Source organism: Falsiroseomonas ponticola, assembly GCF_016805305.1.
GTDB classification, from domain to species: Bacteria; Pseudomonadota; Alphaproteobacteria; order Acetobacterales; family Acetobacteraceae; genus Falsiroseomonas; species Falsiroseomonas ponticola.
The window spans coordinates 196,022-219,275 of the sequence record NZ_JAERQN010000005.1; the positions used below are offsets into that span (position 1 = coordinate 196,022).

Genomic DNA, 23,254 nt, shown 5'->3' on the forward strand with positions numbered 1-23,254 from the left:
GGAAACGTGTCATGAAGCGACGCCTGCTGGGCGCGCTCTCCGCGCTGCTGTTCTGCCTGCCGGCGGCGGCGGCGGATCTGCCGGAGCGCCCGATCCGCATCATCGTGCCCGCGCCGCCGGGCGGGACCAGCGACATCATGGCCCGCGTGCTGGCGGAAGCCGCGGGTCCCTTCCTGCCGCGCGGCGCGGTGGTGGAGAACCGGGGCGGCGCCGGCGGCAACATCGCGGCGGCCGAGGTGGCGCGCGCCCTCGCGGATGGCACGACCATCCTGCAATGCAGCTTCGGGCCCTGCGGCGCGAATCCCTCCCTCTACGCCAATCCCGGCTACGACCTGCTGCGCGACCTGGCGCCCGTCATCCTGACCGGCGCGGTGCGCAACGTGATGAGCGTGCGGCGCGACCTGCCGGCGCAGAACGTGCAGGAATTGCTGGCGCTGGCGCGCGCGCGGCCGGGGGCGCTGACCTACGGCTCCTCCGGTGTGGGTGCCTCCAACCATATCGGGCCGGAACTGCTGCGGTCCCTGACGGGGATCGAGATGCAGCACGTGCCCTATCGCGGATCGGGGCCGGCGACGACCGACCTGATCGCGGGGCGCATCGACGTCTTCTTCGACAACCTGCCCTCCATCCTGCCGCATATCCGTGCCGGCGCGGTGCGGCCCATGGCGGCGGTCAGCGCGGCGCGGCTGCCGGAACTGCCGGACCTGCCGACCTTTGCGGAACAGGGCGTGGAGGGCATGGCGATCGACAGCTGGTTCGGCTTCCTCGCGCCCATGCGCACGCCCCAGCCCGCCATCGCCGCGCTCAACACGGCCTTCGGCCGCGCGCTGGAGAATGAGGCGGTGCGGCGTCGCATGGCCGATCTCGGCGTGGTGGTGCTCGGCGGCACGCCGGCGCAGATGGATACCTACATGCGGGCCGAGGTCGCGCGTTGGGCCGAGGTGGTCGCCAAGCAGGGGATTCGCGCGGAATGAGCGCCTCGTCGAAGATCACCTGCGTCCGCACGCTGCGCGTACCGGAACGCGCCAATCTCTGCTGGGTGGAGATCGAGACGGCGGAAGGGCTCACCGGCCTCGGCGAGGCATTCCGGGGCGCCGCGGCCGTCGAGGGCCAGATCCACGACCTCGTGGCGCCCTATCTCCTCGGCAAGGATGCCCGCGACATCGAGCGGCACCACCGCTTCCTGATGACGCCCTATGTCGGCTTCGGCGCATCGAGCGCGGAGATGCGCGCGGCCTCCGCCATCGACATCGCGCTGTGGGACCTGGCGGGGCAGCGGCTCGGCGTGCCGGTGCATGAGGCGCTGGGCGGCCTCTCCCGCGACCGCATCCGCGCCTACAACACCTGCGCGGGCTACGACTACAATTCCCGCCCGAACCGGCGGGAAGTGCAGGGCGCGGAGGATCGCGCCGGGCCCTATGACGACCAGGTCGCCTTCATGAACGCCCCGGATGAGCTGGCGCATTCGCTGCTGGAGGAGGGCTTCACGGCGATGAAGATCTGGCCCTTCGACATCCATGCGGCGGAATCCGGCGGGCAGCTCATCAACCTCGCGGATCTCAACAAGGGCATCGAGCCCTTCGAGAAGATCAGGGCCGCCGTTGGCGACCGGATGGAGGTGATGGCGGAACTCCATTCGATGTGGTCGCTGCCGGCGGCGTCGCGCATCTGCAACGCGCTCGCCCCGATCCGCCCCTTCTGGGTGGAGGACCCGATCCTCAAGATGGACGACACGGCGGCGCTGGCGGAATTGCGGCGCATGGCACCCGGCGTGCCGATCTGCGCCAGTGAAACCCTGGGCGGCAAGGTGGCGTTCCGGGACCTCCTGGTGGCTGGCGCCACCGACATCGTCATGGTGGACCTGACCTGGTGCGGAGGGCTGACGGAGGCGCGGAAGATCGCGGCCATGGCGGAAGCCTGGGCGCGGCCGGTGGCGCCGCACGATTGCACGGGGCCGGTGACGCTGGTGGCGTCGCTTCACTTCGCGCTGCACGCCGCGACGGCGATCTTCCAGGAGGTGGTGCGCGCGACGCTGGCCACCTGGTACCGGGACCTGGTGACGGTGCTGCCGCGGGTGGAGCGGGGCTACTGCCTGCCCATGCAGGGGCCGGGGCTGGGGACGGCGCTGCAGGCGGATACGCGCAGGCGGGCGAGCGTGCGGGAAAGCCGGGCCTAGCCGACGGAAGGCTCGACCTCGACGCCGCGCTCGGGGGCGCGGCGCCGGATCGCCTTTTCCTCGCCACCACCGCCTATCTGCTGCTGCCGGCGCTGATCTTCGCCGGCGGTTTTCTCGAATGGCCCTGGGCGGCGTTGAGTCTCGCGGCGGGCGGGTGCGCCTTCGCCCTGGCGCCGGGCTGGCGGCAGGCCTGGCCGCTGTCGCGCCCCGCGACGCTGGCCTGCGGGCTTGGCGCGCTGGCCTGGGGCTTCGGGTCCAGCGGCACGCATCACCTCCTCTACGCCGCGGTGGATTGGCAGATCCGGGACGCGGTGCTGCATGACCTGGCGACGGGACCCTGGCCGGTGCTCTACGCCATCGGGGACCTTGCCTGGCTGCTGCGCGCGCCGCTCGGCTACTACATGCCGGCGGCGGCGATCGGCCGGCTGGGCGGCGTGGAGGCCGCGCAGCTCGCCCTCTTCCTCTGGACGGCGCTCGGCCTTTTCCTCCTGCTCGCGCAGCTGGCGGCGCTGGGGCGGGAAGCGCTGCCCGGGCGGCGCCATGCGGCGCTGGTCCTCGCCCTGGTCTTCGTCAGCTTCGGCGGGCTCGACCTGCTGCCCAACCTCTGGCTGGACGGGACGCAGGGGGATGGCATCGCGGCCTATTGGGGCCGCGGCGGCGAATGGTGGGCGCGGGAATTCCAGTTCTCCGGCCATGTGACGCTGCTGCTCTGGGTGCCGAACCACGCGCTGCCGGCCTGGCTGCCGGCGCTGCTGCTGCTGCGCCATGCGCGCCAGCCGCGCTTCGCGGCGGCGGCGGGGCTGCCGCTGGCGGCGGCCGCCGTCTGGGCGCCGCTTTCCGCCCTGGGGGCGGGGGTGCTGACGGCGGCGGCCTTCCTGCTGGCGGGCTGGAAGCTGCTGCGGGCGGCGCTGGCGGGGCCGCCCAATTGGCTGTCGGTCGCCATCGTCATCCCGGCGGGCGTCTTCCTGATGGCGGGCTCCTCCTCCATCCCGCATGGCTTCCTCTTCGCGATCCATGGCTGGGACAGCCTGCCGCGGCTGCTGCTGTTCCTGCTGGTGGAGGTCGGCGCTGTGGCGCTGGCGGTGCGGCTGCTGGCGCGGTCCCGCCTGCTGGCCGCGGCGGTCGCCCTGCTGGCGATCCTGCCGCTCTACGTCTTCGGGCCGGGCAACGAGATGACGATGCGCGGCGGCATCGCGGCGCTGTCCTTCCTGGCCGTGGCGGCGGCGCTGGCGCTGGCGCAGGCCGGGCCGGGATGGCGCCGCCTGGTGCTGGCCGGGCTGCTCGCGGCCGGCGCGGCGGGGCAGGCGATGGAGGCCTCCATCCTGTTCAACGAGCCCTGGGAGGCGAGCCGTGGCTGCACCCTGCCAGAAGCGGCCGCGCAATCCGTCTTCACCGACACGGACTGGTCCCACTACGTCGTCCCCTGGCCGGATGCGACGCTCTCCCGCCTCCTGTCGGAGCCCGCCGAGCGCCGGGTGGACCCGGAGACGGTGGCCCGCTGCTGGCCGGAGGCGGATTGATGCTGGTGCCGCGCCGCGGCCTGCTGGCCTCGACCCCGCTGCTGGCGACGGAGCGGCTGGAGGCGGAGGCGGCGCGGGTGCTGCCGCGCGGCGTGGCGGACTGGATCGCGGGCGGGGCGGGGGGAGAGGCGGCGCTTGCCCGCAACCGCGCGGCGCTGGAGGCCGCGACGCTCACGCCCCGCGTGCTGACCGGCGCCGGGCCGGCCGACCTCCGGCGGCGGATCGGGGGGATCGATCTGCCGCATCCCATCGGCATCGCGCCCTTCGGCCTGCACGGGCTGATGCATCCCGACGCCGAGGCCGCGACAGCGCGGGGCGCGGGGAGTGCGCTGTTCATCGTGCCCATGGTGGCCACGCTGCCGCTGGAAGCGGTCGCCGCCGCGGCACCCGGCGCGCCGCGCTGGATGCAGATCTACCTGCAGGCCGATCGCGGCGCGACGCGGGACCTGGCGGCGCGGGCGAAGGCGGCGGGCCATGGCGCGCTGGTGGTCACGCTCTCCGCCCCCGTCGCCGCCTGGCGGGAGAGGGACATCGCCAACCGCTTCGCGCCGGACCCCGCGCGCGGCAACGGCAATGACCGTCCGGCCTATGCCCGGCCTCTGCAGGGCGGCACCGATCCCGCGCCGACCTGGCGGGATATCGAGGCGCTGCAGCGGGAAGGAATGCCGATCATGCTGAAGGGCATCCTGCATCCGGATGACGCGGCGCGGGCGGCGGGGATGGGCTGCGGCGTCATCGTCTCCAACCATGGCGGGCGGCAGATGGAGAGCAACCCGGCCAGCTTCGCCGCCCTGCCGCGCGTGGCGGCGGCGGTGCGGGGCCGCGTGCCCCTGCTGATGGATGGCGGCATCCGGCGGGGGGAGGATGTGGTGAAGGCGCTGGCCGCCGGCGCGGACGCCGTGCTGGTCGGCCGGCCGGCCGCCTGGGCGCTGGCCAGCGGCGGCGCCGAGGGCGTGCGGGACCTGCTGGCCCGCCTGGCGGCGGAGCTTTCGACGGCGATGCGGCTGCTCGGCGTGGAGCGGCTATCGGCGATCGACCGCCGCCTGCTCGACTGAAGCATCTTCAAGCCGGGCGGAACCGCCCGACGACCCGGAAAATGCGTGAAGACAACCGTCTAGGCCAGGGAGGTGGCCGGCAGCGCCGCCGCCGCATCGGCCAGCAGCGAGGGCCCGAACAGGCGCGGGATGTCGTTGTGGGGCGCGCTGGTCAGCAGCACCCGGAAGCGCGGCGCGCCAAGCCCCGCCTGGGCCAGCCCGGCGGCCAGGCGGCGGGAGGGAGCCTCCGTCGCCGTGCCGGGCCGTGCGATCGCGGCCAGCGCGGGCACGGGCACGCCCGGCCGCTGGTCCGCCGCCCGCGCGCGGGCCCAGCGCAGCACCGGGCCGTGGTCGCCATAGAGCGCGTCGAAGAGATGCGCCTCATCCACCCGAAGCGCGCCGCGCAGGCTGGTCTCCAGGATGCGGGCCAGGCCCGACCCGCCGCCGGAATGGGCGGTGAGGACGAGGTGCGTCGGCGCCGGCAGGCGCGGGCCGAAGGGGGCCAGCGCTTCCTCCACCACCGCCTGCAACCCGCCCGGCACGCCCATCGCCGGCCAGTCGAAGGCACCCGGCCGGCCCGGCACGGGGCGGCCGCGCGGCAGGATGGCGATGCTGGGCGGCGTGGGCGGCAGCACCAGGCCGCTGCCGGGCAGGCGCCCCTGCACCAGGCGCAGCGGCTCCCCGGGCGCGCTGAAGCCGTGCAGGTGGACGATGATGCGAAGCTGCGTGGCGCCGGCGGGGATCGCGGTCCAGCGCAGCGCCGCATCGGGCTCCCCGGCCAGGCTGCCATGGGAAGCGAGCGCCGCCAGGCGCGGCACCGCCATCTCCCCGGCCGGGATGCCGCCCGTCACGCCCGGGCGCGGGGAGGCGGCGCAGGAGGCGAGGGCGGGCATCGCCAGAAGGGCAAGGCGCCTTGTCGCCACGATCACTCCTGCCAGCCGGGGGTGGCGCATGATGCCGTGGCGGCGATCCGCCGTCATGTGCCGCTGTCCTGCCACCGCTGCGGTTCCTTCCCTGGCGCGCGGGCCACAACGCGGCGGGGGCGGATTCGTTGACGGGGAAGAACGGGGCGATAATGTCGCGCGGCCGGCGCCGGGGCCGGCGGGCGAGGAGCATGCCGCTGGGTCCTGATCGATGAGGGGTGAGGCGGCGGCGGCGGTGCGGCGGATGCTGCGCGGCAAGCGGTACGGCATCCTCGGCGCGCCGGGGGACCCGCTGGCGCAGCCCGCCCGGTCGCGGCTGGCATGGGCGCACAACACCGCCCAGGCGGTGCAGGATCTGGGCTGCGACGCGCTGCTGGCGGGCGGCGTGGCGGGCCTGCCCATTCCCTTCGACAACCGGGAAGGCCTGGCATCCCTGCGGCGCCTGGTGGCGGGGCTGCACGACCTGCCCGGCGGCTACGATCTGCGCGCCACGCATGACCTGCCCGCGCGCTTCGGCGCCTTGCCGCCCGGCAGATGGGTGCTGGACTACGAGCTGCCGCGCGCCATCCTGCCCTATTGCGGCATCATCCACACCCGCCACGCCGGCGTGCTGGCCGCCGCGCTGGAACGCGGCCTGCCCGCGATCTACGAGGATCACGGCGAGCCGCAGGAGAAGGACGGGGAGGCGGTGGCGCGCCTGCTGGCCCCGGCATCCCCGCCCCGGCTGGCGGTCGCGGCATCCGCCGCGCTGCGGGACCGGCTGGCGGCGGCCGGCGTGCCGGCGGAGCGGATCATCGTGCTGGGGCCCGCCATCCACCCGGCGGCGCTGGCACGGCAGCAGGCGGCGGCGGCTTCCATCCGGCGCAGCCTGCTGCACGGCATGGCGCGGCACCTTTTCGTGCAGGCGGGCGGGATGGCGGAGGAGGGGGGCATCGAGGCGGTGCTGGAAGCGGCGGCGACGCTGCGCGACGCGGTCTTCGTGCAGCTGGGCGGGGAGGCGCCCGCCCAGGCCGCGCTGCGCGACCGGGTGGTGGAGCGCGGCCTGCCCAATGTGATCGTGGCCGGCGCCCTGCCGCAGCGGGAGGCGCGGGCCTTCCAGCAGGCGGCGGATGCGGTGATCGTCGCCTGCGCCCCGGGCCGCCTGGCCGCGCCGCTGCGCTTCCCGGAGGCGCTGGCCGCCGGCGCGCCCATCGCGGCGGCCGCGATCCCGGCGCTGGAGGGGTGGGGGGATCGCGGCCTGGCGATCCGCTTCCATGATCCCGGGCGGCCGGAGACGCTGGCCGGCGCGCTGGAAGCGCTGGTCGCGGCGCATCCCTGGCAGGCCGGGGGCGTGGCCGCCAACCGGGCGGAGGCGGAGCGGCTCGGCTGGCAGGCGCGGCAGCGCGTGGTCTTCGAACGGCTCGTGGCGTGACCCCGCCCGTGGAACCGCCCGCCGATCCGCCGCCGCCGCCCTTCCGGGACGAGGCGGTGGTCTTCGACATCGTCTTCGTGCTGCATGCCTCCGCCCGCGGCTGGATCCTGGAGAAGATCTGCCGCGTGGTGGCGGAGGCCTCCGGCGCGCTGTGCCACTTCCTCTTCGTGGAGCGGAACGAGCGGGCGGATTTCGACCCGCCGGCCGCGCGCAGCTACTTCTTCGCGCATTTCGCGCTCGCCCATCATTTCCTGGCCCGGTACCCGGTGGTGCGGGCGGGCAATGTCTTCGTCTGGGTCACGCACCTCTTCCTCGGCACCCGCCTGACGCGGGACGACCTGGTGGCGATCGGCCGGCGGAGCACGCATCTCTTCACCCCCAACACCCGCAACCGGGAGGAGCTGGCCGCCTGGGGGGTGGACCGGAAAGCGATCAGCGTGCCGATCGGCGGCGCCGACCCCGCGCTGTTCCGGCCGAAGCGCCGCACCGGCACGGGCGCCATCGGCTTCGTCGGCGCCTACTACCCGCGCAAGCAGCCCGACCGGATGCTGGCGATCGCGCGGCTGATGCCGGAGGTGCCGGTCATCCTGCTGGGCCCCGCCGCCGGGGGCCTGGCGGATGAGGCGATGGCCTGGGAAGCCTGGCCGGGGCTGCCTGAATTCCTCGCCCTGCCGAATGTCCGCTACGTCGCCGCCGACTATGCCGACTATCCCGCCTGGTACCGGGAGATGGACGTCTTCTGCTCGGTCTCCGGCCTGGAGGGCGGGCCGATCCCGGCGATCGAGGCGATGATGAGCAACCTCGTCCCCGTGCTGAGCGACACGGGCTTCGCGCGGGACATCCTGAAGCCCGGCGCGGGCGGCGCGATCTTCGACCCCGCCGCGCCGGCGGAGGCCATCGTGCCCCTGCTGCGGGCGGCGCTGGCCGATACCACCAGCGACCTGGCGGCGCAGGCCGCGGGCTTCACCTGGGCCGCCTTCGGGGAGGCGATCTGGCGCCGGATGCGGGGCGACCTGCCGCCGGGGCGCAGCGTGAACCTGGCGCGCCAGTCCAACGCCGCGCGCTACCTGCGGCGGGGCTTCCAGCCCGTCTCCTCCACCGGGGCGGCGATGCGGGCGCGGGATGCGGAGATCGAGATCCCGCTGGCGCGGGGCACCCGGCCGCGGGGGATCGAGCTGCAGGGCTGGGCGCCGCCGGTGCCGGGCGGGGCACGGATCGGCCTGCGCTTCGCGATCGATGGGCAGGAGGTCGCCTCCGCATCCGTCACGGAGAAGGCCGGCACCGTCCAGCTGCCGGTGCCGGCGGGGCCGGCGGGCGGCACGCTGCGCCTCTCGATCCGCGCGGACAGCCTGTTCCAGGCCGACAGGGTCTGGGGCCCGAAGCACGGGACGCGGAAGCTCTCCGCCAAGTTCGCCTGGTTCCGGCTGACGGAGGAGGCGCCGGCCCTGGCGGCCCCCGCCATCGCGGCGCGGAGGCGCGGGCGGGTGCTGCTGCTGGGCGCCTATGCCAACGGCAATATCGGGGACACCTACCAGGCGCTGGCGCTGATGCGGCATGCCGAGGCCTGCCGGCCGGACCTCGACCTGTTCGCGACCTCGCTCTCCCGCAAGCCGAAACCCTATGACTTCCCGGCCGACCGGCTGTTCGAGGGCGGGCTGCACGCGACGAATCCGGAGGGCATGAACGCCTTCGACGCGCTGGTGATCGGCGGCGGCGGGCTGCTGGCGGCGACGCATGCGCCGCTCGACAATCCCGCCTGGGCGGCGCGGCTGACGCTGCCGGTGCTGATCCTGGCCAATGGCGCGACGGCGGCGGTGGCGAAGCCCTCCGCCGCGCTGATCCGGCAGGCGCGCCATGTCTCCGGCCGGGACGAGTATTCGGTGCGGGCGCTGCGGCATTTCCGGCAGGAGGTGTCGCTGCTGAACGACCCGATCCTGGCCGACCTGTCGATCGGGCCCTGGCGGGGCCCGCGGGGCCGGGGGCTCTGCGTCATTCCGCGCAAGATGGGGGCGTACAACCGGGCGGATTACGAGAGGCTGGCGGCGCTGATGACGGCCGACGACCTGGTGCTGAGCATGTTCCCGATCATGGATGGCCACACCGGCGCGCTGCGGACCTTCGAGCCGCATCGCCAGGTGCTGGCGCAGGACATGGCGACGATGGTGGACACGCTGGCCGGCGCGGGCTTCGTGGTGAGCGAGCGCTACCACGGCTGCATCCTGGCGCTGAAGCTCGGCGTGCCCTGCCTCGGCCTGTTCAAGCCGGAGGAGGAGGAGACGAAGATCGTCGGCCTCTACCGGCAGCTCGGCATCGAGCACCTGCTGCTGGACCCGCGGCGGGAGGATCTGAGCCGGGAGACGATCCTGCGCCTGCTGGCGGATTTCGACCCGGCGCCGATCCAGGCCCGGATCGCCGCCATCACCGATGCCTTCCGCGCCGGCCTGGTGGCGGCGCTGGACGGGATCGTCTGAACGCTGGCTACCGCCGTTGCGCCGCGAAGCGGACGGCTTCCTCGGCGGCGCGGAACAGGGCGCGGGCCTTCTGGTGCGTCTCCTGGTACTCGGCTTCCGGGTCGCTGTCCGCCACCACGCCGGCGCCGGCCTGCACATGCATGACGCCGTCCTTCACCAGCGCGGTGCGCAGCGCGATGCAGGTGTCCATGTCCCCATCCGCGCCGAAATAGCCGACGCCGCCGGCATAGATGCCACGGCGGGAGGGCTCCAGCGCCTCGATGATCTGCATGGCGCGCACCTTGGGCGCGCCGGAGAGCGTGCCGGCCGGGAAGCCCGCCGCCAGCGCATCCAGCGCATCGAGGCCGGGGCGCAGCCGGCCCACCACCTCCGACATGATGTGCATGACCTGGCTGTAGCGCTCGACCTGGAATTTCTGCGTCACGCGCACGCTGCCGATCTCCGCCACCCGGCCGACATCGTTGCGGCCGAGGTCGATCAGCATCAGGTGCTCCGCCAGCTCCTTCGGATCGGCGAGGAGTTCGAGTTCGAGCCGCTTGTCCTCCTCCGGCGTCGCGCCGCGGGGGCGGGTGCCGGCGAGCGGCCGCAGCTTCACTTCCCCATGCTTCACGCTGACGAGGATTTCCGGCGATGCCCCGACCAGGGAAAAACCGGAAAAATCGCAGTAGAAGAGGTAGGGGGCCGGGTTCAGGCGGCGCAGCGCGCGGTAGAGCGCGAAGGGCGGCAGGCCGAAGGGCGCGGAGAAGCGCTGGGAGGGCACGACCTGGAAGGCGTCGCCGGCATTGATGTAGTCCTTGGCCTTCAGCACCGCGGCCTTGAAATCCTCCTTCGTGAAGTTGGAGGTGGGGGCGGGCGGCGGCGGCAGGGCGGCGGGCGGCGCCGGGCGGGGCAGGGGGCGGTCGAGCGCCGCCTCGGCCTCGTCCAGCCTGGCATTCGCCAGGTCCCAGGCGGCCTGCGGGTCTGTCCCAGGTTCCGGCCAGACGGGCGTCACCAGCGTCAGCGTGTCCCGCACATGGTCGAAGACGGCGACCAGGGTCGGGCGGATCATTACCGCTTCCGGCACGCCCAGCACATCCGGGTTCTTGGCCGGCAGGCGCTCCATCTGGCGCACCATGTCGTAGCCGAGATAGCCGAAGAGGCCGGCGGCGATGCTGGGCAGCCCGGCCGGCATGGGCATGCGCGTCGCCTGCACCAGAGCGCGCAGGCTGTCGAGCGGCGGGGCCGGGTCCGGCACGAAGGCATGGGGGGCGGAGAGGGCGTGGCGATTGATCTCCGCCTGGCCGCCCCGGCAGCGCCAGACCAGGTCCGGCTCCATGCCGAGGGCGGAGAAGCGGCCGCGCGCCGCGCCGCCTTCTACCGATTCCAGCAGGAAGGCATTGGGCCGGCCCTGCACCAGGCGCAGGAAGGCGCCGACCGGCGTGTCGAGATCCGCGACCCGCTCCCGGAACAGCACCTGGCCGCGCCCGGCGGCCACCGCCTCCCGGAAGGCGGCGAAGGAGGGGGCGGCGCTCACGGCACCACCTGCTGCATCAGCGTCTGGTTGATGCGCGGCGCGGCGCGGCTGCGCAGCGCGGCGAGGTAGGCGGCCTCCAGCTCATCGGCCGACTGGTTCATCAGCGTGCTGCGCGCATTGGCCAGCGCGGCGGGATCGGCGGCGGGGTCGGCGGCGATCACCTCCAGCAGCTGCGCCACCGCGAAGCCGTTGCGGGTCGGCACCATCGTCGCCTCGCCCACACGCAGGTTGAAGATGGCGGGCAGCAGTTCCGGCGGCACGGTCAGGCCGGGCGTGCCGGCCACGGGCTGGCGGCCGAAGGGGCCCATCCGGTCGCTCTGCGCGCCCTGGGCGGTGGCGGCTTCCGCCAGGCTGGCGCCGTTGCGGCTGGCGCCGAGCAGGGCGGCGGCCTTCTCCTCCTGGAAGCGGCGGCGGGCATCGACGAGGAAGGCGAGGCGCACCTCCTCCGCGATGCTCTCCAGCGGCTTCAGCGCGGGCGGCGTGATGGCGCGGAGTTCGACGGCCATGAAGCCCTCGGCCTGGCGAAGCTCGGCCAGGCGCGGGGCGCGGCCCATCTCCGCCGTGAAGATCGCGCGCAGCGCTTCCTGCCGCGCCGCGGCGGGCACGGGCAGGACCACGGGCAGGCCCTCGGCGTCCCGGCCCTCGGCATCCAGCTTCACCGTCGTGACGGTCATGGCGTAGCGGCGGGCCGCTTCCTCCAGCGTCGCGCCGCCGGCGATGGCGTCCTCCACCCGGTTCGCACGCTCGAAGGCCAGGTCGCCGGCGCGTTCCAGCGCGACTTCCCGCCGCAGCCGGTCCGCGACCTCCGCCAGCGGGGTGGTCACGCCGGGGGTGATGCGGGCCACGCGCATGACGTGCCAGCCGAAGGGGGACTGGATGGGCTGGGTGATGCCGCCGGCGGGGGCGGCGAAGACCGCATTGGCCAGCGCCTCGATCGGCAGGTCCGCGCGGGTCAGGTCGCCCAGCGCCAGCGCGCCGCCGCCGGCCGCCGTCGCCGCCTGCTCGATGGCGGCGAAATCGGGGTTGGCGGCCCAGGTTGTGGCGATGGCGCGGGCGGCTTCCTCGGTCGGCACCAGCGCCTGCTGCAGGTCGCGGCGCTCCGGCGTCTCGAACTGGGAATGGCGCGCCTCATAGGCGGCGGTCAGGTCGGCGTCGGAAACCTCGACCTGGTCGGCCAGCGTCTCCGCCGTCAGCACCGCGACGGTGGCCTCTCGCAGCGCAGGGGTGGAGAAGCGGTCGGGGTTGTTGGCGTGGAAGCGGGCGAGGGCGGCTTCCGTCGGCGGCTCCGGCTCCGGCGCCTCCAGCAGCGGGAATTCAGCGACCTGGGCGACGCGCTGCTCGCGCTCGAACCGCACCATGGCGTTGGCGAGCAGGGTGGGGGCCATGGCGCCGGTGCGCACGGCGCCGATCAGCTGGATGCGCTGCAGGTCGTCCCGCACCAGCTGCAGGAACATCGCCTCGTTCATGTCGTTCTGGCGCAGCCACTGGTCGAGGATCAGCCGGTTGAAGCGGCCGCCGGACTGGAAGCTGGGGATGGAGAAGACGTATTCCTGCACCGCCGCATCGGGGGTGGAGATGCCGAGGCGGCCGGCCTCCAGCCGCTGGGCGCGTTCGCTGATCAGGTTCTCCACCGCCTGCATGGCGACGGCGCGGCGCAGCGGCTCCTCCGGCTCGAAACTCGGGCCGAGCTGGCGCGTCACCCGCTGCAATTCGCGGCGGGCGGCGTTCTGCGCCTCCGGCACCTCGATGCTGGCGCCTTCCATGCGCACCACGGCGGATTCCCGCCACAGGTTGCGGACCGTGTCCTCGATCCCCCAGATGCCGAAGGACAGCACCAGGAGGAGGAACAGGACCTTGGCGACCCAGGTCTGGGTGAGCTTGCGGAACCAGGTGATCATGGCCGCCGGGGTAGCCGAGAAATCCGCACGTTGCCAGCCCGGCCCGGTGCCTGTAGGGCCGGCGGCAGTTGGGAAAGGGAGATGGGCATGACCCCGGGCGTCCGGCCGCTGATCGCGGGCAACTGGAAGATGCATGGCACGCTGCGCGAGGCCGCGGCGCTGGCGGAGGCGGTGCGCGCCGGTGCGGTGGCGGAAGCCCTGCCGGCGGAGCTGCTGGTCTGCCCGCCCTTCCTGCATGTCCAGGTCCTCGCGGCCGCCATGCTGGGCCAGCCCGTGGCTGTCGGCGCGCAGGATTGCCACGCCGCCGCCAAGGGCGCCCATACCGGCGACATCGCCGCGCCCATGCTGCGCGACGTCGGCGCCACCTATGTCATCCTGGGCCATAGCGAGCGCCGCGCGGACCATGGGGAGACCGATGCCGTGGTGCGCGCCAAGACGGTGGCCGCCCTGGCCGCCGGGCTGGTGCCCGTGGTCTGCGTGGGCGAGACGGAGGCGGAGCGCCTGGCGGGGCAGGCGGAGGCCGTCGTCTCCCGCCAATTGGCCGACAGCCTGCCGGACGGCTTCGCGGGCGTGGTGGCCTATGAGCCCGTCTGGGCCATCGGCACCGGCCGCACGCCCACGGAAGCCGATATCGCGGCGATCCACGGCACCATCCGCGCGGCGCTGGCGGCGCGGTTCGGGGAGGCGGGGGCCAGGACGCGCATCCTTTATGGCGGGTCGATGAAGCCGGGGAACGCCAAGGGCATCCTGGCGCTGCCGAATGTCGATGGCGGGCTGGTCGGCGGCGCGAGCCTGGTGGCGGCGGATTTCCTGGCGATCGCGCGCGCGGCCGCGTGACGCTCAGCTCGAGGCGCTGAGAATCCGCACGGGGTAGGCGGCGGCATGGCGATCCGCCGTCAGGAAGGTGGCGCCTTCGACCAGCGCCGTTGCGATCAGCAGGTGGTCGAAGGGGTCCCGGTGGTGGGCGGGCAGGGTCTGCAGCGCCGCCAGATGCGGGATCGCGATGTCGAGCAGGCGGAAGCCCTGGTCGCGCATTGCCGCGGCGATCTCCGCCACATCGGCTTCCAGCTTGCCGATCCGCGTCTTGACCGCGATCTCCCACAGCGAGGCGGCGCTGGCCAGCACCTCGTTCAACGGGTCCGCCACCAGCGCCGTGGCGGCGGGGCCGAGCCGCGGGTCGCCGGACAGCCACCAGAGCAGCGCATGGGTGTCGAGGAGGATCCTCACCCCAGCGGGGCCTCCATGGCGTCGAGGAGTTCCGGCGGCGTCTCGTCGAAATCGGACGCGATGCGGATGCGGCCGGCGAGCGTTCCGGGTTGCCGGCGCGGGGCGCTGTCCGGCGGCGGCGGACGGAGTTCGGCCACCACCTGGTCATGCGAGGTGACCAGGATCGCCTTTCCCTCCCGAGCCTCGCGCAGGAAGCCTGTCAGGTTGTCGCGCAGTTCCCGGACGCCGACGCGCCGGGGCAGGTCCAGACCGGGCATGGGCGACCTCCTGTTGCCACAGGATGTGTACACAAAGATCGGCGCCGCTTCCAGCGCCGTCTTCCGTGACCCACCGCTGGCCTTCCCGCGCGCGCCACGCTAGAAGCGGGCCGCCATGACCACTGTCCTCCTCGTCCTCTTCCTGCTCGTCACCCTGGCGCTGATCGGGGTCATCCTCGTTCAGCGGAGCGAGGGGGGTGGGCTCGGCATCGGGTCCTCCCAGGGCATGGGCAGCTTCATGACGGGGCGGGGCACCGCCAACCTGCTGACGCGCACCACCGCCATCCTCGGCACCATCTTCATGGCGCTGGCGCTGGTGCTGGCGATGCTCGGCAAGGGCCAGGCGCCGCGCGGGTCCATCCTGGACGCGGCGCCGCCCGCGGCCACCGTGCCGGCCGTTCCCGCGGCCCCGGCCGCGCCGTCCGTTCCCAACAACTGAGTCCGCCAGCCCCGCGCCCCGCGCGGGGTTCATGGCTGTCTCCCGGTTCCACAAGGCGCGGGTGGCTTTGCTTGCCCGCGCGGCTTCGCTATGAGGGGCGTCCATGACGCGGTTCGTATTCGTCACCGGCGGCGTGGTCTCCTCCCTCGGCAAGGGCATCGCTGCGGCGTCGCTCGGTGCCCTGTTGCAGGCGCGCGGCTACAAGGTGCGCCTTCGCAAGCTCGACCCCTACCTCAACGTCGATCCGGGGACGATGTCCCCGTATCAGCATGGCGAGGTCTTCGTGACCGATGACGGGGCGGAAACCGACCTCGACCTCGGCCACTACGAGCGATTCACCGGTGTCCATGCCTCCAAGGCGGACAACTGGACCACCGGCCGGATCTATTCCGACGTGATCGCGAAGGAGCGCCGCGGCGACTACCTCGGCGGGACCGTGCAGGTCATTCCGCACATCACGGACAAGATCAAGGACGTGATCCAGGCGGAGACGGATGGCTACGACTTCGTCCTGGTCGAGGTCGGCGGCACGGTGGGCGACATCGAGTCGCTACCTTTCCTGGAAGCGATCCGGCAGCTGGCCAACGAACTCGGCCCGACGCGCAGCCTGTTCATCCACCTGACGCTGGTGCCCTACATCCCCTCGGCCGGCGAGTTGAAGACCAAGCCGACGCAGCACAGCGTCAAGGAACTGCTCTCCGTCGGCATCCAGCCGCAGATCCTGCTCTGCCGCTGCGACCGCCCGATCCCGGAGAATGAGCGCCGCAAGATCGCGCTGTTCTGCAACGTACGGCCGGAATCGGTCATCCCGGCCTATGACGCCGACAGCATCTATTCCGTGCCGATCAGCTACCATGCGGAGGGGCTGGACCGCGAAGTGCTGCGGCACTTCAACCTCTCCTTCTACGGCGAGCCCGACATGCGCCGCTGGGAGCGGATCGTGCAGTCCATCCGCGCGCCGGAGGGCGAGGTCACGATCGCGGTCGTCGGCAAGTACACGAACCTGCTCGACAGCTACAAATCGCTGGCCGAGGCGCTGACGCATGGCGGCATCGCCCACAACGTGAAGGTCAAGCTGGACTGGGTGGACAGCCAGGTCTTCGAGGAAGGGGACGAGGAGACGCTGAAGCGCCTGGAAGGCGTGCACGGCATCCTGGTGCCCGGCGGCTTCGGCGAACGCGGCACCGGCGGCAAGATCGAGGCGGTGCGCTTCGCCCGCGAGCGCAAGGTGCCCTTCTTCGGCATCTGCTTCGGCATGCAGATGGCGGTGATCGAGGCCGCGCGGAACCTGGTCGGCCTGAAGGGCGCCTCCTCCACCGAATTCGGGCCCTGCCCGGAGCCGGTGGTGGGCCTGCTGACGGAATGGACGCGCGGCAACCAGGTGGAGACGCGCAGCGCCGGTGGCGACCTCGGCGGCACCATGCGGCTCGGCGCCTATGTGGCGCGGCTGCAGGAAGGCTCCCTGGTGCGGGAGGTCTATGACGGCGCGGCCGAGATCCAGGAACGCCACCGCCACCGCTTCGAGGTGAACGTGGCCTACCGGGAGAAGCTGGAAGGCGTCGGCCTGAAGTTCTGCGGCATGTCGCCCGATGGCAGCCTGCCGGAGATCGTCGAGGTGCCGGACCATCCCTGGTTCATCGGCGTCCAGTTCCACCCGGAGCTGAAGTCCAAGCCCTTCGCGCCGCACCCGCTGTTCCGCGGCTTCATCGGCGCGGCGGTGAAGCAGGCGCGGCTGGTCTGACGGGGAGGTTCCGCGATGGATGAGAAGACGAGGCTCAAGCGGCTGGGTATCGGCGCCGGGGTGACCCTGGTGCTGACCATCGTGGCGGCCGCGGTCTTCGGCTCCATCGCCGTGCCGCTTGCCCTGGCCGTCGGGCTCGGTGCCACGCTGCTGCTGGGCGGCGGGCTCGGCAGGAAGTAGCCGCGCCCGGCCTGCCTCAGGCCGCCTTGGCTTCCGCCGCCGCTGGTTCGGCGGTCGCGGGTTTCGGACGCTCATAGAGCGACAGCAGGCCGCCGGAGGCCTTGGTGGCGGCCTGGAAGGCCTCCGTCAGGCGCGTCGCCTCCGCCAGCGGGTCGGGCGCGCCGGCGCGCCGGCGTTCCTCGCCCTCCAGGCGCTGACGGATGCGCTCGATGATCGCGTCCCGGTCGTCGCCGCCGCGGACGAGCGAGTAGAAATCATGCGCGGCGGTCGGCATGGGCAGCAGCGTGATGCCCTTCCGGCCCTCCAGCAGCCTGGCATGGGCGCTGTCGCGCAGGTTGTTGGCGGCGAAGGCGACGGTGACGCGCAGCGTGCGGCGGCTGGCGCCCCAGGCGGCCTTCAGCCAGGGCCGCGCATCGCCGTAGCGCAGCATGGTGTCGGAGACGCGGCCCGTGCGGCGCGCCTTGAGGATCATGGCCGAATGGTCCGGCCCGCGCGCCCCGGCGACCGGGGGCCATACCGCCACCATCGGGCTGAAGGCGAAGATGGAGACGCGGGTGCGGGGCAGGGCGATGGCCAGCTGCGCGCCGTAGAGCAGCGCCGCGAAGCCGCCGAGGCTGTAGCCCGCGACCTGGATCGCCGGCGCTTCCTGCCAGCCCATGGTGCGGACCACGTCGTCCACCACGGCCTCCGCCGGGCTGTCGAAGCCCAGCATGTCATAGGCGCCGAGCACGGCGAGCGGGCGTTCGGCCAGCACCGGATTCTCGAAGGCCATGGCGGATTTGCTGGCGAATTTCGGTGTGCAGAGCAGCAGGGGCGCGCCCGGGCCGCCGCGGTGCAGCAGCGGATAGGCCGCGGCGCGGCCCTGGTGGAGGGCAGGTTCTGTCATGGGGGTCTGGCGGCGGCGAGGGGTGAAGTAGGGGCAGCCATGCCGCCTGGGCGGACATTGCGAATGATAGTCAGCATCGCCAGCCGCCACATCAATGAAATGACAATCCTTTCGATGACTTAATGGGGGCATGAGGACCATCCCCGGCACCGGCGGCATCGAGACCTATCTGTTCGAGCCTGGCGACCTCGTCCGGCTGCTGAGGGCCGAGACCGGGCCCATCGCCAGCGCGCGGCCGGGGGATTGGGGCGTCGTGATGCGCGTGCATCCCTGCGGGTCGCTCGACCTGAAGCTGGCCGGCTATTCGCGGCCGAAGGACGCCTCCATGGCCCGCGCCATGGCGATTCCCCGCGGCCATGTCGAACCCTGCGACCGGCAGGGCCTGCCGCTGCGCCGCGGCTTCTCCGCCGTGTGGGACACGCGGCCGGGGCGCTGACGCCGGGGCGGGGCCTTCCCGGCCCCCGGTAACATCGCGTCAAAAGTTGTCGGGCCTGCTTGCCCCATGCAGACCCATGACGCCGCGCCTGCCCGTCCCCTCGCCATCGGCGACTTCGTGCGCCTGCGGCGCGACGAACCCGGGGAATTCGTCACCGCCCGCGCCGGGGATTGGGGCCAGGTGTCCCGGGTGTACCGCAACGGCACGGTGGACCTGATGCTGGCCGGCTATTGCCGGCCACGCACCACGCCGCAGCCGCGCGCCACCTCCATCCCGCTCAGCATCGTCGAACGCTGCGACGCCTTCGGCCGCCCGCCGCCCGTCCAGCCGCGCCGGCGCGTCTGGGGGACCGGCGCGCCGGAGTGACACCCGGCGGCCGCAACCCGGCGGTGTGATCCGCGCGCGCTCAAGCCTTTCTTAGTGACGCTACTGTCATGAAGCGCGCGCGCAGCAGGAGCTTGCCGATGGACGGATACGGCTTCGCCACCCGACGCCGCGACGCCACCCCGCCCGGAGCGGCATCGGCCCCCCGCCCCGATGGGCTGGGCGGCGCCGAGGCGGGCGAGGCGACGCCGGAGCGCGTGCTGGCCCTGGTGGACCAGGCCGCGGGCATCGCGGCCACCAAGGTGGAGGCCATCCAGGCCATCACGCACCAGACCCGCATCCTGGCCCTGAACGCCCGGATCGAGGCCGCGCGCGCCGGCGAGGCCGGCCAGGGCTTCACCGTGGTGGCCGGGGAGGTGGGGGCCGTGGCGGCGGAGGTGGCGCGCCTCTCCTCCGAGATGAATGGCGAGCTGCGCGACGCCTTCCGCGCGCTGAAGACGGTCGGCGAACGCATGTCGGCGGAGATGTCGGGCCAGCGCCTGGTGGACCTGGCGCTGAACGCGATCGAGATCATCGACCGCAACCTCTACGAACGGACCTGCGACGTGCGCTGGTGGGCCACGGATGCCGCGGTGGTGGAGGCGGCGGCCGCGCCAGATCCGGCGCGCTGCGCGCATGCCTCCCGGCGGCTCGGCGTCATCCTCGCCGCCTATACGGTGTATCTCGACCTCTGGTTGTGCGACCGGGATGGGCGCGTCATCGCGAATGGCAGGCCGGACCGCTACCCCGGCGTGGCCGGGCTTTCCGTGGCGGGGGAGGGCTGGTTCCGCGATGCGCTGGCCACCGGCTCCGGCGACGATTTCGCGGTGGCGGATGTGGCGCCCTGCGCCGCGCTGGGCGGCGTGCCCGTGGCGACCTATGCCGCCGCGATCCGGGAGGGTGGCGATGCCCATGGCCGCCCGATCGGGGTGCTCGGCATCCATTTCGACTGGGGCCCGCAGGCGGATGCGGTGCTGCGCGGCGTGCGGCTGACGCCGGCGGAACAGGGGCGGACCCGCGCGCTGCTGGTGGATGCGACGGGGCGCGTGCTCGCGGCCTCCGACGCCCGTGGGGTGCTGGAGGACCGGGTGCGCCTGCCCGGCGGCAAGCGGGACCACGGCTTCGTGGTCGATCCCGGCGGCCGCACCACCGCCTTCCACCGCACCCCGGGCTACGAGACCTATCGCGGGCTCGGCTGGTCGGGCGTCATCATCCAGGACCCGGCCGGGCGTCCCGCCTGACGCGGGGCTGCCGCCGGTCGCGGATTGCCGGCATGCTGGCGCGCGGCAACGGGCCGGGGCGGCGGGATGGCGGTTCAATCCAGGGGGGCTGGCAGGCGCGCGGTCTTCCCGCGGGTGCTGCTGTTCGGCGCCGCGACCGCCGCCATGATCGCCGCCGTGGTGAACGACCTGCCAGGCCTTCTGCTGGGTGCCGTCGGGCTGGGCTGGGCCGGGGCGCTGTTCGCGCTGGTCGCCGCGACGCAGGGCGGCATGGCTGGCGAGGAATCGGGCGCCGGCGATGGCGGGGATGAAGGCGGGGATTCCGATGGCGGCTCCGATGGCGGCGGGGGCGATGGCGGCGGCGAATAGCGGGGCCGTGGCCGCGCGCAGGCTTGCCGCGGGGGCCGCACAAGGTTAATCGCGCGCCATCCCACCCCACCCCGGAGTGCATCATGGCCGCCATCGCCGACATCATCGCCCGCGAGGTCCTCGACAGCCGCGGCAACCCGACGGTGGAGGCGGAGGTGGTGCTGGACAGCGGGGCGCGGGGCCGCGCCATCGTCCCCTCCGGCGCCTCGACCGGCGCGCATGAGGCGGTGGAGCTGCGCGACGGCGACAAGGCCCGCTTCGGCGGCAAGGGCGTCCGCAAGGCCTGCGGCAATGTCGAGGGCGAGATCTTCGACGCCATCGGCGGCATGGACGCCTATGACCAGGTCAAGATCGACGAGACGATGATCGAGCTGGACGGGACGCCCAACAAGTCCCGCCTCGGCGCCAATGCCATCCTGGCGGTGTCGCTGGCGGTGGCGAAGGCGGCGGCGGTCGATCTCGACATCCCGCTCTATCGCCATGTCGGCGGCGTCTTCGCCCGCACGCTCCCGGTGCCGATGATGAACATCATCAATGGCGGCCAGCACGCGGACAACCCGATCGACATCCAGGAATTCATGATCATGCCGGTGGCCGCCGGCACGGTGGCCGATGCGGTGCGCATCGGCTCCGAGGTCTTCATGCAGCTGAAGAAGGCGCTGCATGATGCGGGCCTCTCCACCAATGTCGGCGACGAGGGCGGCTTCGCCCCCAATATCGGCAGCGCGGAGGAGGCCCTCGGCTTCATTGCCAAGGCCTGCGAGAAGGCGGGGCATCGCCTGGGCGAGGACATCATGCTCGCCCTCGATTGCGCGGCGACCGAGTTCTACAAGGACGGCATCTACGACATGGAAGGCGAGGGCAAGAAGCTCGACAGCGCCGGCATGGTCGACTACCTCGCCGGCCTCTGCGCCAAGTTCCCGATCGTCTCCATCGAGGACGGCATGTCCGAGGATGACTGGGCGGGCTGGAAGCTGCTGACGGACAAGCTCGGCAAGACCGTGAACCTGGTGGGCGACGACCTGTTCGTGACCAACACGGAGCGGCTGCGCCGGGGCATCGAGAGCGCGACGGGCAACGCCATCCTGGTGAAGGTCAACCAGATCGGCAGCCTGACGGAGACGCTGGAGGCGGTGGAGACGGCGCATCGCGCCGCCTACAAGGCGGTGATGAGCCACCGGTCGGGCGAGACCGAGGACAGCACCATCGCGGACCTGGCCGTCGCCACCAATTGCGGGCAGATCAAGACGGGCTCGCTCAGCCGGTCCGACCGCATGGCGAAGTACAACCAGCTGATCCGCATCGAGCAGGAACTGGGCAGCGCCGCGCGCTACGCCGGGCGTTCCGTCCTCCGCCGCTGAGGGCGAACCGGCGCCGAAGCACGATCCGTCCAGTCGGACGGCTCTCGTGCTCTAGAAGCTATTGTTTCTAAAGCACGAAATCCGATCAGGCTGATTCAGCTTGATCGGATGGTGCTTCAGAGTGCGATCGGCTGAGGCGGAATCGCCGAAAGGCGTGAATCGCACGAGAGAACAGAACGCTGGAGTCCGGCAGGCGCTTCTATCCGCGCCTGGCAGGCTCCAGGCGGCGCCGGTTAACTCTCTTTCGCTGGACAGGGATACAATCTCCTGTTTTCTTGGCGTCGCGGAGACGGGCGGGGGGGCTCGAGGACGTGAATGACGATTACGGGGTGCCGGAACGGCGCGAGGGGATCCTCGCGGCGATCGGGCGAGGGTTGCGGAGCGCGGTGCTGCCGGTGCTGTTCCTGGCGGCCTGCGGCTACTTCATCTGGCATGCGGTGCATGGCGAACGCGGGCTGATCGCCAGCGAGCAGCGCCTGCAATTGCTGGCCGATGCGCGGCAGGAGCTGGAACGCAGCCGCGCGGAGCTGGAAAGCTGGGAACGCCGGGTGCAGGGGATGCGCGGCGACCGGCTGGACCGGGACCAGCTGGATGAGCGGGCGCGCCAGCTGCTGAACTTCGTCGGCAAGGATGAGCTGGTGGTGCCCTACGGGCCGGAACGCCGCCTGTTCTGAACCCGCCCGGCGGGCTCCGGCCGGGCCCGCGCGCGGTCAGGCGGCGGGCGGGTCCGCCGGCCGGCGCGTGCCGGCGAAGCGCCAGCCATTGTCGCGCCCGCGCAGCCGCTTCACCGCATGGTCCAGCCAGCCCAGCGCGCGCGTGCCCACGCCGCGCAGCGGCGCGATGGCCAGATCCCCGCCCGCCCAGGGGATGAAGGGCGTGCCGCGGCTGCGGGCCCAGATGGAGATGCGGCAGGCGAAACCCTCGCTGAGGCCGCGGCGGTGGAAGCCGCTGGTATCGGCGATGATGAGCGTGTTGGGCTGCGCTTCCAGCTTGCGCGGGGGCGCGTAGCGAAGCCGCGCCAGTTCCCCCTCCGAGATGCGGAGTGAACCCTCCCCGGTCAGCCGGTCCCGCGCCTCATGAGCGGTGTAGGAAACGCGGCGTTCCCAGGCCAGGTGCCGGCGGTTCGGCAGGTGGCTGCCGGGGATGTAGGTGAAGCCGGCCTCCGCCTGGTTCACCGGCGTCAGCAGCAGCCAGGACTTCACCGTCGGGAAGAAGGTGTCGGTGTGGTAGAAGCTCTGCACATCCGGCGGGCCTTCCCGCACGCCGGAGAAGATGGTCTGCACATAAAGCCAGGGCAGGCGGCGGAAGCTGCCGATGTAGTGGTGCAGGCCGAGGTAGCGCGGCGTCAGCAGCGCGCCGCGCGTCGCGGGCATCTCCCGCAGCGCCACGGCATCCAGCGGGATCAGCCGCGTCATGGTGTAGCCGTCGAGCGATTCGCGCGCGCGGGCCTCGCGCGCCATCACCTCGGCGCGCATCGCCTCGAAGGTCGCGGGCGGCAGGAAGTCCGGGATCACCAGGTAGCCGTCGCGCAGGAAGGCGGCGCGCTGCTCCTCCGGCAGCAGGGCCGCCATGGCGGCGCGGCGGCGTGCGGCCATGCGATGCGCAAGCCGCTTGCGGGCGATGTGCAGGCCGAGCCGGTTGAGGCGCGGGCTGCCGATGACGGGATTGTCGCGGAACGCCTTGTCGCTGCTGGCCACGCGCAGGGCGTGCCACGGCAGGAGCAGCCAGCGGAACAGCGCGAGGGGGCCGGACATGACCTGCTACCTAGCGCGTTGCGGCATGGCGTTCCAGCCGGGCGAAACAGCGCGTAACCGGGGCCGCCGGCGCCG

23 protein-coding genes are annotated in these 23,254 nt (G+C 72.8%); 16 read left to right on the top strand and 7 right to left on the bottom strand.

The window, feature by feature from the left end; all coding sequences use genetic code 11:
- Positions 1–11 precede the first annotated feature (11 nt).
- From JJI54_RS16525 to JJI54_RS16540, 4 genes are all read left to right on the top strand, one after another.
- Positions 12–974, top strand: coding sequence for a Bug family tripartite tricarboxylate transporter substrate binding protein (locus JJI54_RS16525; RefSeq protein WP_203074119.1), 963 nt, complete (start codon positions 12–14; stop codon positions 972–974).
- Positions 971–2,176 carry a mandelate racemase/muconate lactonizing enzyme family protein gene (locus JJI54_RS16530; protein ID WP_203074120.1) on the top strand — a complete coding sequence of 402 codons (1,206 nt, stop codon included), beginning with the start codon at positions 971–973 and terminating at the stop codon, positions 2,174–2,176. Before JJI54_RS16525 ends, JJI54_RS16530 begins: the two co-directional genes overlap by 4 nt.
- Positions 2,177–2,310: 134 nt before the next feature.
- Positions 2,311–3,696 (top strand): hypothetical protein, encoded by a 1,386-nt coding sequence (locus JJI54_RS16535; protein ID WP_203074121.1) that lies wholly within the window; start codon positions 2,311–2,313, stop codon positions 3,694–3,696.
- Positions 3,696–4,751: an alpha-hydroxy acid oxidase gene (locus tag JJI54_RS16540; protein ID WP_203074122.1), complete on the top strand. Its 1,056-nt coding sequence runs from the start codon at positions 3,696–3,698 to the stop codon at positions 4,749–4,751. The genes JJI54_RS16535 and JJI54_RS16540 overlap by 1 nt, the downstream gene beginning before the upstream one ends.
- A 59-nt stretch (positions 4,752–4,810) precedes the next feature.
- Here the strand turns inward: JJI54_RS16540 and JJI54_RS16545 are convergent, their stop codons facing one another.
- Positions 4,811–5,710, bottom strand: a complete 900-nt coding sequence (locus tag JJI54_RS16545; protein WP_203074123.1) for a hypothetical protein — start codon at positions 5,708–5,710, stop codon at positions 4,811–4,813.
- 154 nt (positions 5,711–5,864) lie between these two features.
- On the opposite strand from JJI54_RS16545, the gene JJI54_RS16550 reads away from it, so the two are divergent.
- Both JJI54_RS16550 and JJI54_RS16555 read left to right on the top strand, forming a co-directional pair.
- Positions 5,865–7,064 (top strand): glycosyltransferase, encoded by a 1,200-nt coding sequence (locus JJI54_RS16550; RefSeq protein WP_203074124.1) that lies wholly within the window; start codon positions 5,865–5,867, stop codon positions 7,062–7,064.
- Positions 7,061–9,535: a polysaccharide pyruvyl transferase family protein gene (locus tag JJI54_RS16555; RefSeq protein ID WP_203074125.1), complete on the top strand. Its 2,475-nt coding sequence runs from the start codon at positions 7,061–7,063 to the stop codon at positions 9,533–9,535. Before JJI54_RS16550 ends, JJI54_RS16555 begins: the two co-directional genes overlap by 4 nt.
- 7 nt (positions 9,536–9,542) lie before the next feature.
- Here the strand turns inward: JJI54_RS16555 and trpE are convergent, their stop codons facing one another.
- Together trpE and JJI54_RS16565 are read right to left on the bottom strand one after the other, a co-directional pair.
- A complete protein-coding gene (gene trpE / locus JJI54_RS16560; protein WP_203074126.1) occupies positions 9,543–11,048 on the bottom strand; it encodes an anthranilate synthase component I in 1,506 nt (501 codons plus the stop codon).
- Positions 11,045–12,946, bottom strand: coding sequence for a peptidylprolyl isomerase (locus JJI54_RS16565; RefSeq protein ID WP_203074127.1), 1,902 nt, complete (start codon positions 12,944–12,946; stop codon positions 11,045–11,047). Before JJI54_RS16565 ends, trpE begins: the two co-directional genes overlap by 4 nt.
- A gap of 87 nt (positions 12,947–13,033) precedes the next feature.
- On the opposite strand from JJI54_RS16565, the gene tpiA reads away from it, so the two are divergent.
- The gene (tpiA, locus tag JJI54_RS16570) at positions 13,034–13,783 is read left to right on the top strand and encodes a triose-phosphate isomerase (protein WP_203074128.1); all 750 of its coding nucleotides are present in this window, start codon (positions 13,034–13,036) and stop codon (positions 13,781–13,783) included.
- 3 nt (positions 13,784–13,786) lie between these two features.
- On the opposite strand, the gene JJI54_RS16575 is transcribed toward tpiA, so the two are convergent.
- Positions 13,787–14,173 carry a type II toxin-antitoxin system VapC family toxin gene (locus JJI54_RS16575; protein WP_203074129.1) on the bottom strand — a complete coding sequence of 129 codons (387 nt, stop codon included), beginning with the start codon at positions 14,171–14,173 and terminating at the stop codon, positions 13,787–13,789.
- Positions 14,170–14,430, bottom strand: coding sequence for a type II toxin-antitoxin system Phd/YefM family antitoxin (locus JJI54_RS16580; protein WP_203074130.1), 261 nt, complete (start codon positions 14,428–14,430; stop codon positions 14,170–14,172). The genes JJI54_RS16575 and JJI54_RS16580 overlap by 4 nt, the downstream gene beginning before the upstream one ends.
- A gap of 115 nt (positions 14,431–14,545) precedes the next feature.
- Here JJI54_RS16580 and secG point away from each other — a divergent pair, with 115 nt between their 5' ends.
- The 3 genes from secG (at position 14,546) to JJI54_RS16595 (ending at position 16,790) form a co-directional block, all read left to right on the top strand.
- Positions 14,546–14,869, top strand: a complete 324-nt coding sequence (gene secG / locus JJI54_RS16585) for a preprotein translocase subunit SecG (protein ID WP_203074131.1) — start codon at positions 14,546–14,548, stop codon at positions 14,867–14,869.
- A 103-nt stretch (positions 14,870–14,972) separates the two neighbouring features.
- Positions 14,973–16,610 (top strand): CTP synthase, encoded by a 1,638-nt coding sequence (locus tag JJI54_RS16590; protein WP_203074132.1) that lies wholly within the window; start codon positions 14,973–14,975, stop codon positions 16,608–16,610.
- A gap of 15 nt (positions 16,611–16,625) precedes the next feature.
- On the top strand, positions 16,626–16,790 hold the full coding sequence (locus JJI54_RS16595) for a hypothetical protein (RefSeq protein ID WP_203074133.1): 165 nt from the start codon (positions 16,626–16,628) through the stop codon (positions 16,788–16,790).
- A 16-nt stretch (positions 16,791–16,806) separates the two neighbouring features.
- On the opposite strand, the gene JJI54_RS16600 is transcribed toward JJI54_RS16595, so the two are convergent.
- On the bottom strand, positions 16,807–17,676 hold the full coding sequence (locus tag JJI54_RS16600) for a hypothetical protein (protein WP_203074134.1): 870 nt from the start codon (positions 17,674–17,676) through the stop codon (positions 16,807–16,809).
- Positions 17,677–17,806: 130 nt separating this feature from the next.
- Between JJI54_RS16600 and JJI54_RS16605 the strand changes: the two genes are divergently transcribed.
- The 6 genes from JJI54_RS16605 to JJI54_RS16630 all read left to right on the top strand — a co-directional run bounded on the left by JJI54_RS16605 (position 17,807) and on the right by JJI54_RS16630 (position 22,099).
- A complete protein-coding gene (locus JJI54_RS16605) occupies positions 17,807–18,112 on the top strand; it encodes a hypothetical protein (RefSeq protein ID WP_203074135.1) in 306 nt (101 codons plus the stop codon).
- 66 nt (positions 18,113–18,178) lie between these two features.
- The gene (locus JJI54_RS16610) at positions 18,179–18,478 is read left to right on the top strand and encodes a hypothetical protein (protein ID WP_203074136.1); all 300 of its coding nucleotides are present in this window, start codon (positions 18,179–18,181) and stop codon (positions 18,476–18,478) included.
- Between the two features lie 98 nt (positions 18,479–18,576).
- Positions 18,577–19,716, top strand: a complete 1,140-nt coding sequence (locus JJI54_RS16615) for a methyl-accepting chemotaxis protein (protein ID WP_264177191.1) — start codon at positions 18,577–18,579, stop codon at positions 19,714–19,716.
- Between the two features lie 66 nt (positions 19,717–19,782).
- Positions 19,783–20,064, top strand: coding sequence for a hypothetical protein (locus JJI54_RS16620; RefSeq protein WP_203074138.1), 282 nt, complete (start codon positions 19,783–19,785; stop codon positions 20,062–20,064).
- 83 nt (positions 20,065–20,147) lie between these two features.
- The gene (eno, locus tag JJI54_RS16625; protein WP_203074139.1) at positions 20,148–21,425 is read left to right on the top strand and encodes a phosphopyruvate hydratase; all 1,278 of its coding nucleotides are present in this window, start codon (positions 20,148–20,150) and stop codon (positions 21,423–21,425) included.
- A 311-nt stretch (positions 21,426–21,736) separates the two neighbouring features.
- The gene (locus JJI54_RS16630) at positions 21,737–22,099 is read left to right on the top strand and encodes an FtsB family cell division protein (protein WP_318987520.1); all 363 of its coding nucleotides are present in this window, start codon (positions 21,737–21,739) and stop codon (positions 22,097–22,099) included.
- A gap of 36 nt (positions 22,100–22,135) precedes the next feature.
- On the opposite strand, the gene JJI54_RS16635 is transcribed toward JJI54_RS16630, so the two are convergent.
- Complete coding sequence (locus tag JJI54_RS16635) at positions 22,136–23,179, bottom strand: phytanoyl-CoA dioxygenase family protein (RefSeq protein ID WP_203074140.1); 1,044 nt, start codon at positions 23,177–23,179, stop codon at positions 22,136–22,138.
- Positions 23,180–23,254: the final 75 nt, after the last annotated feature.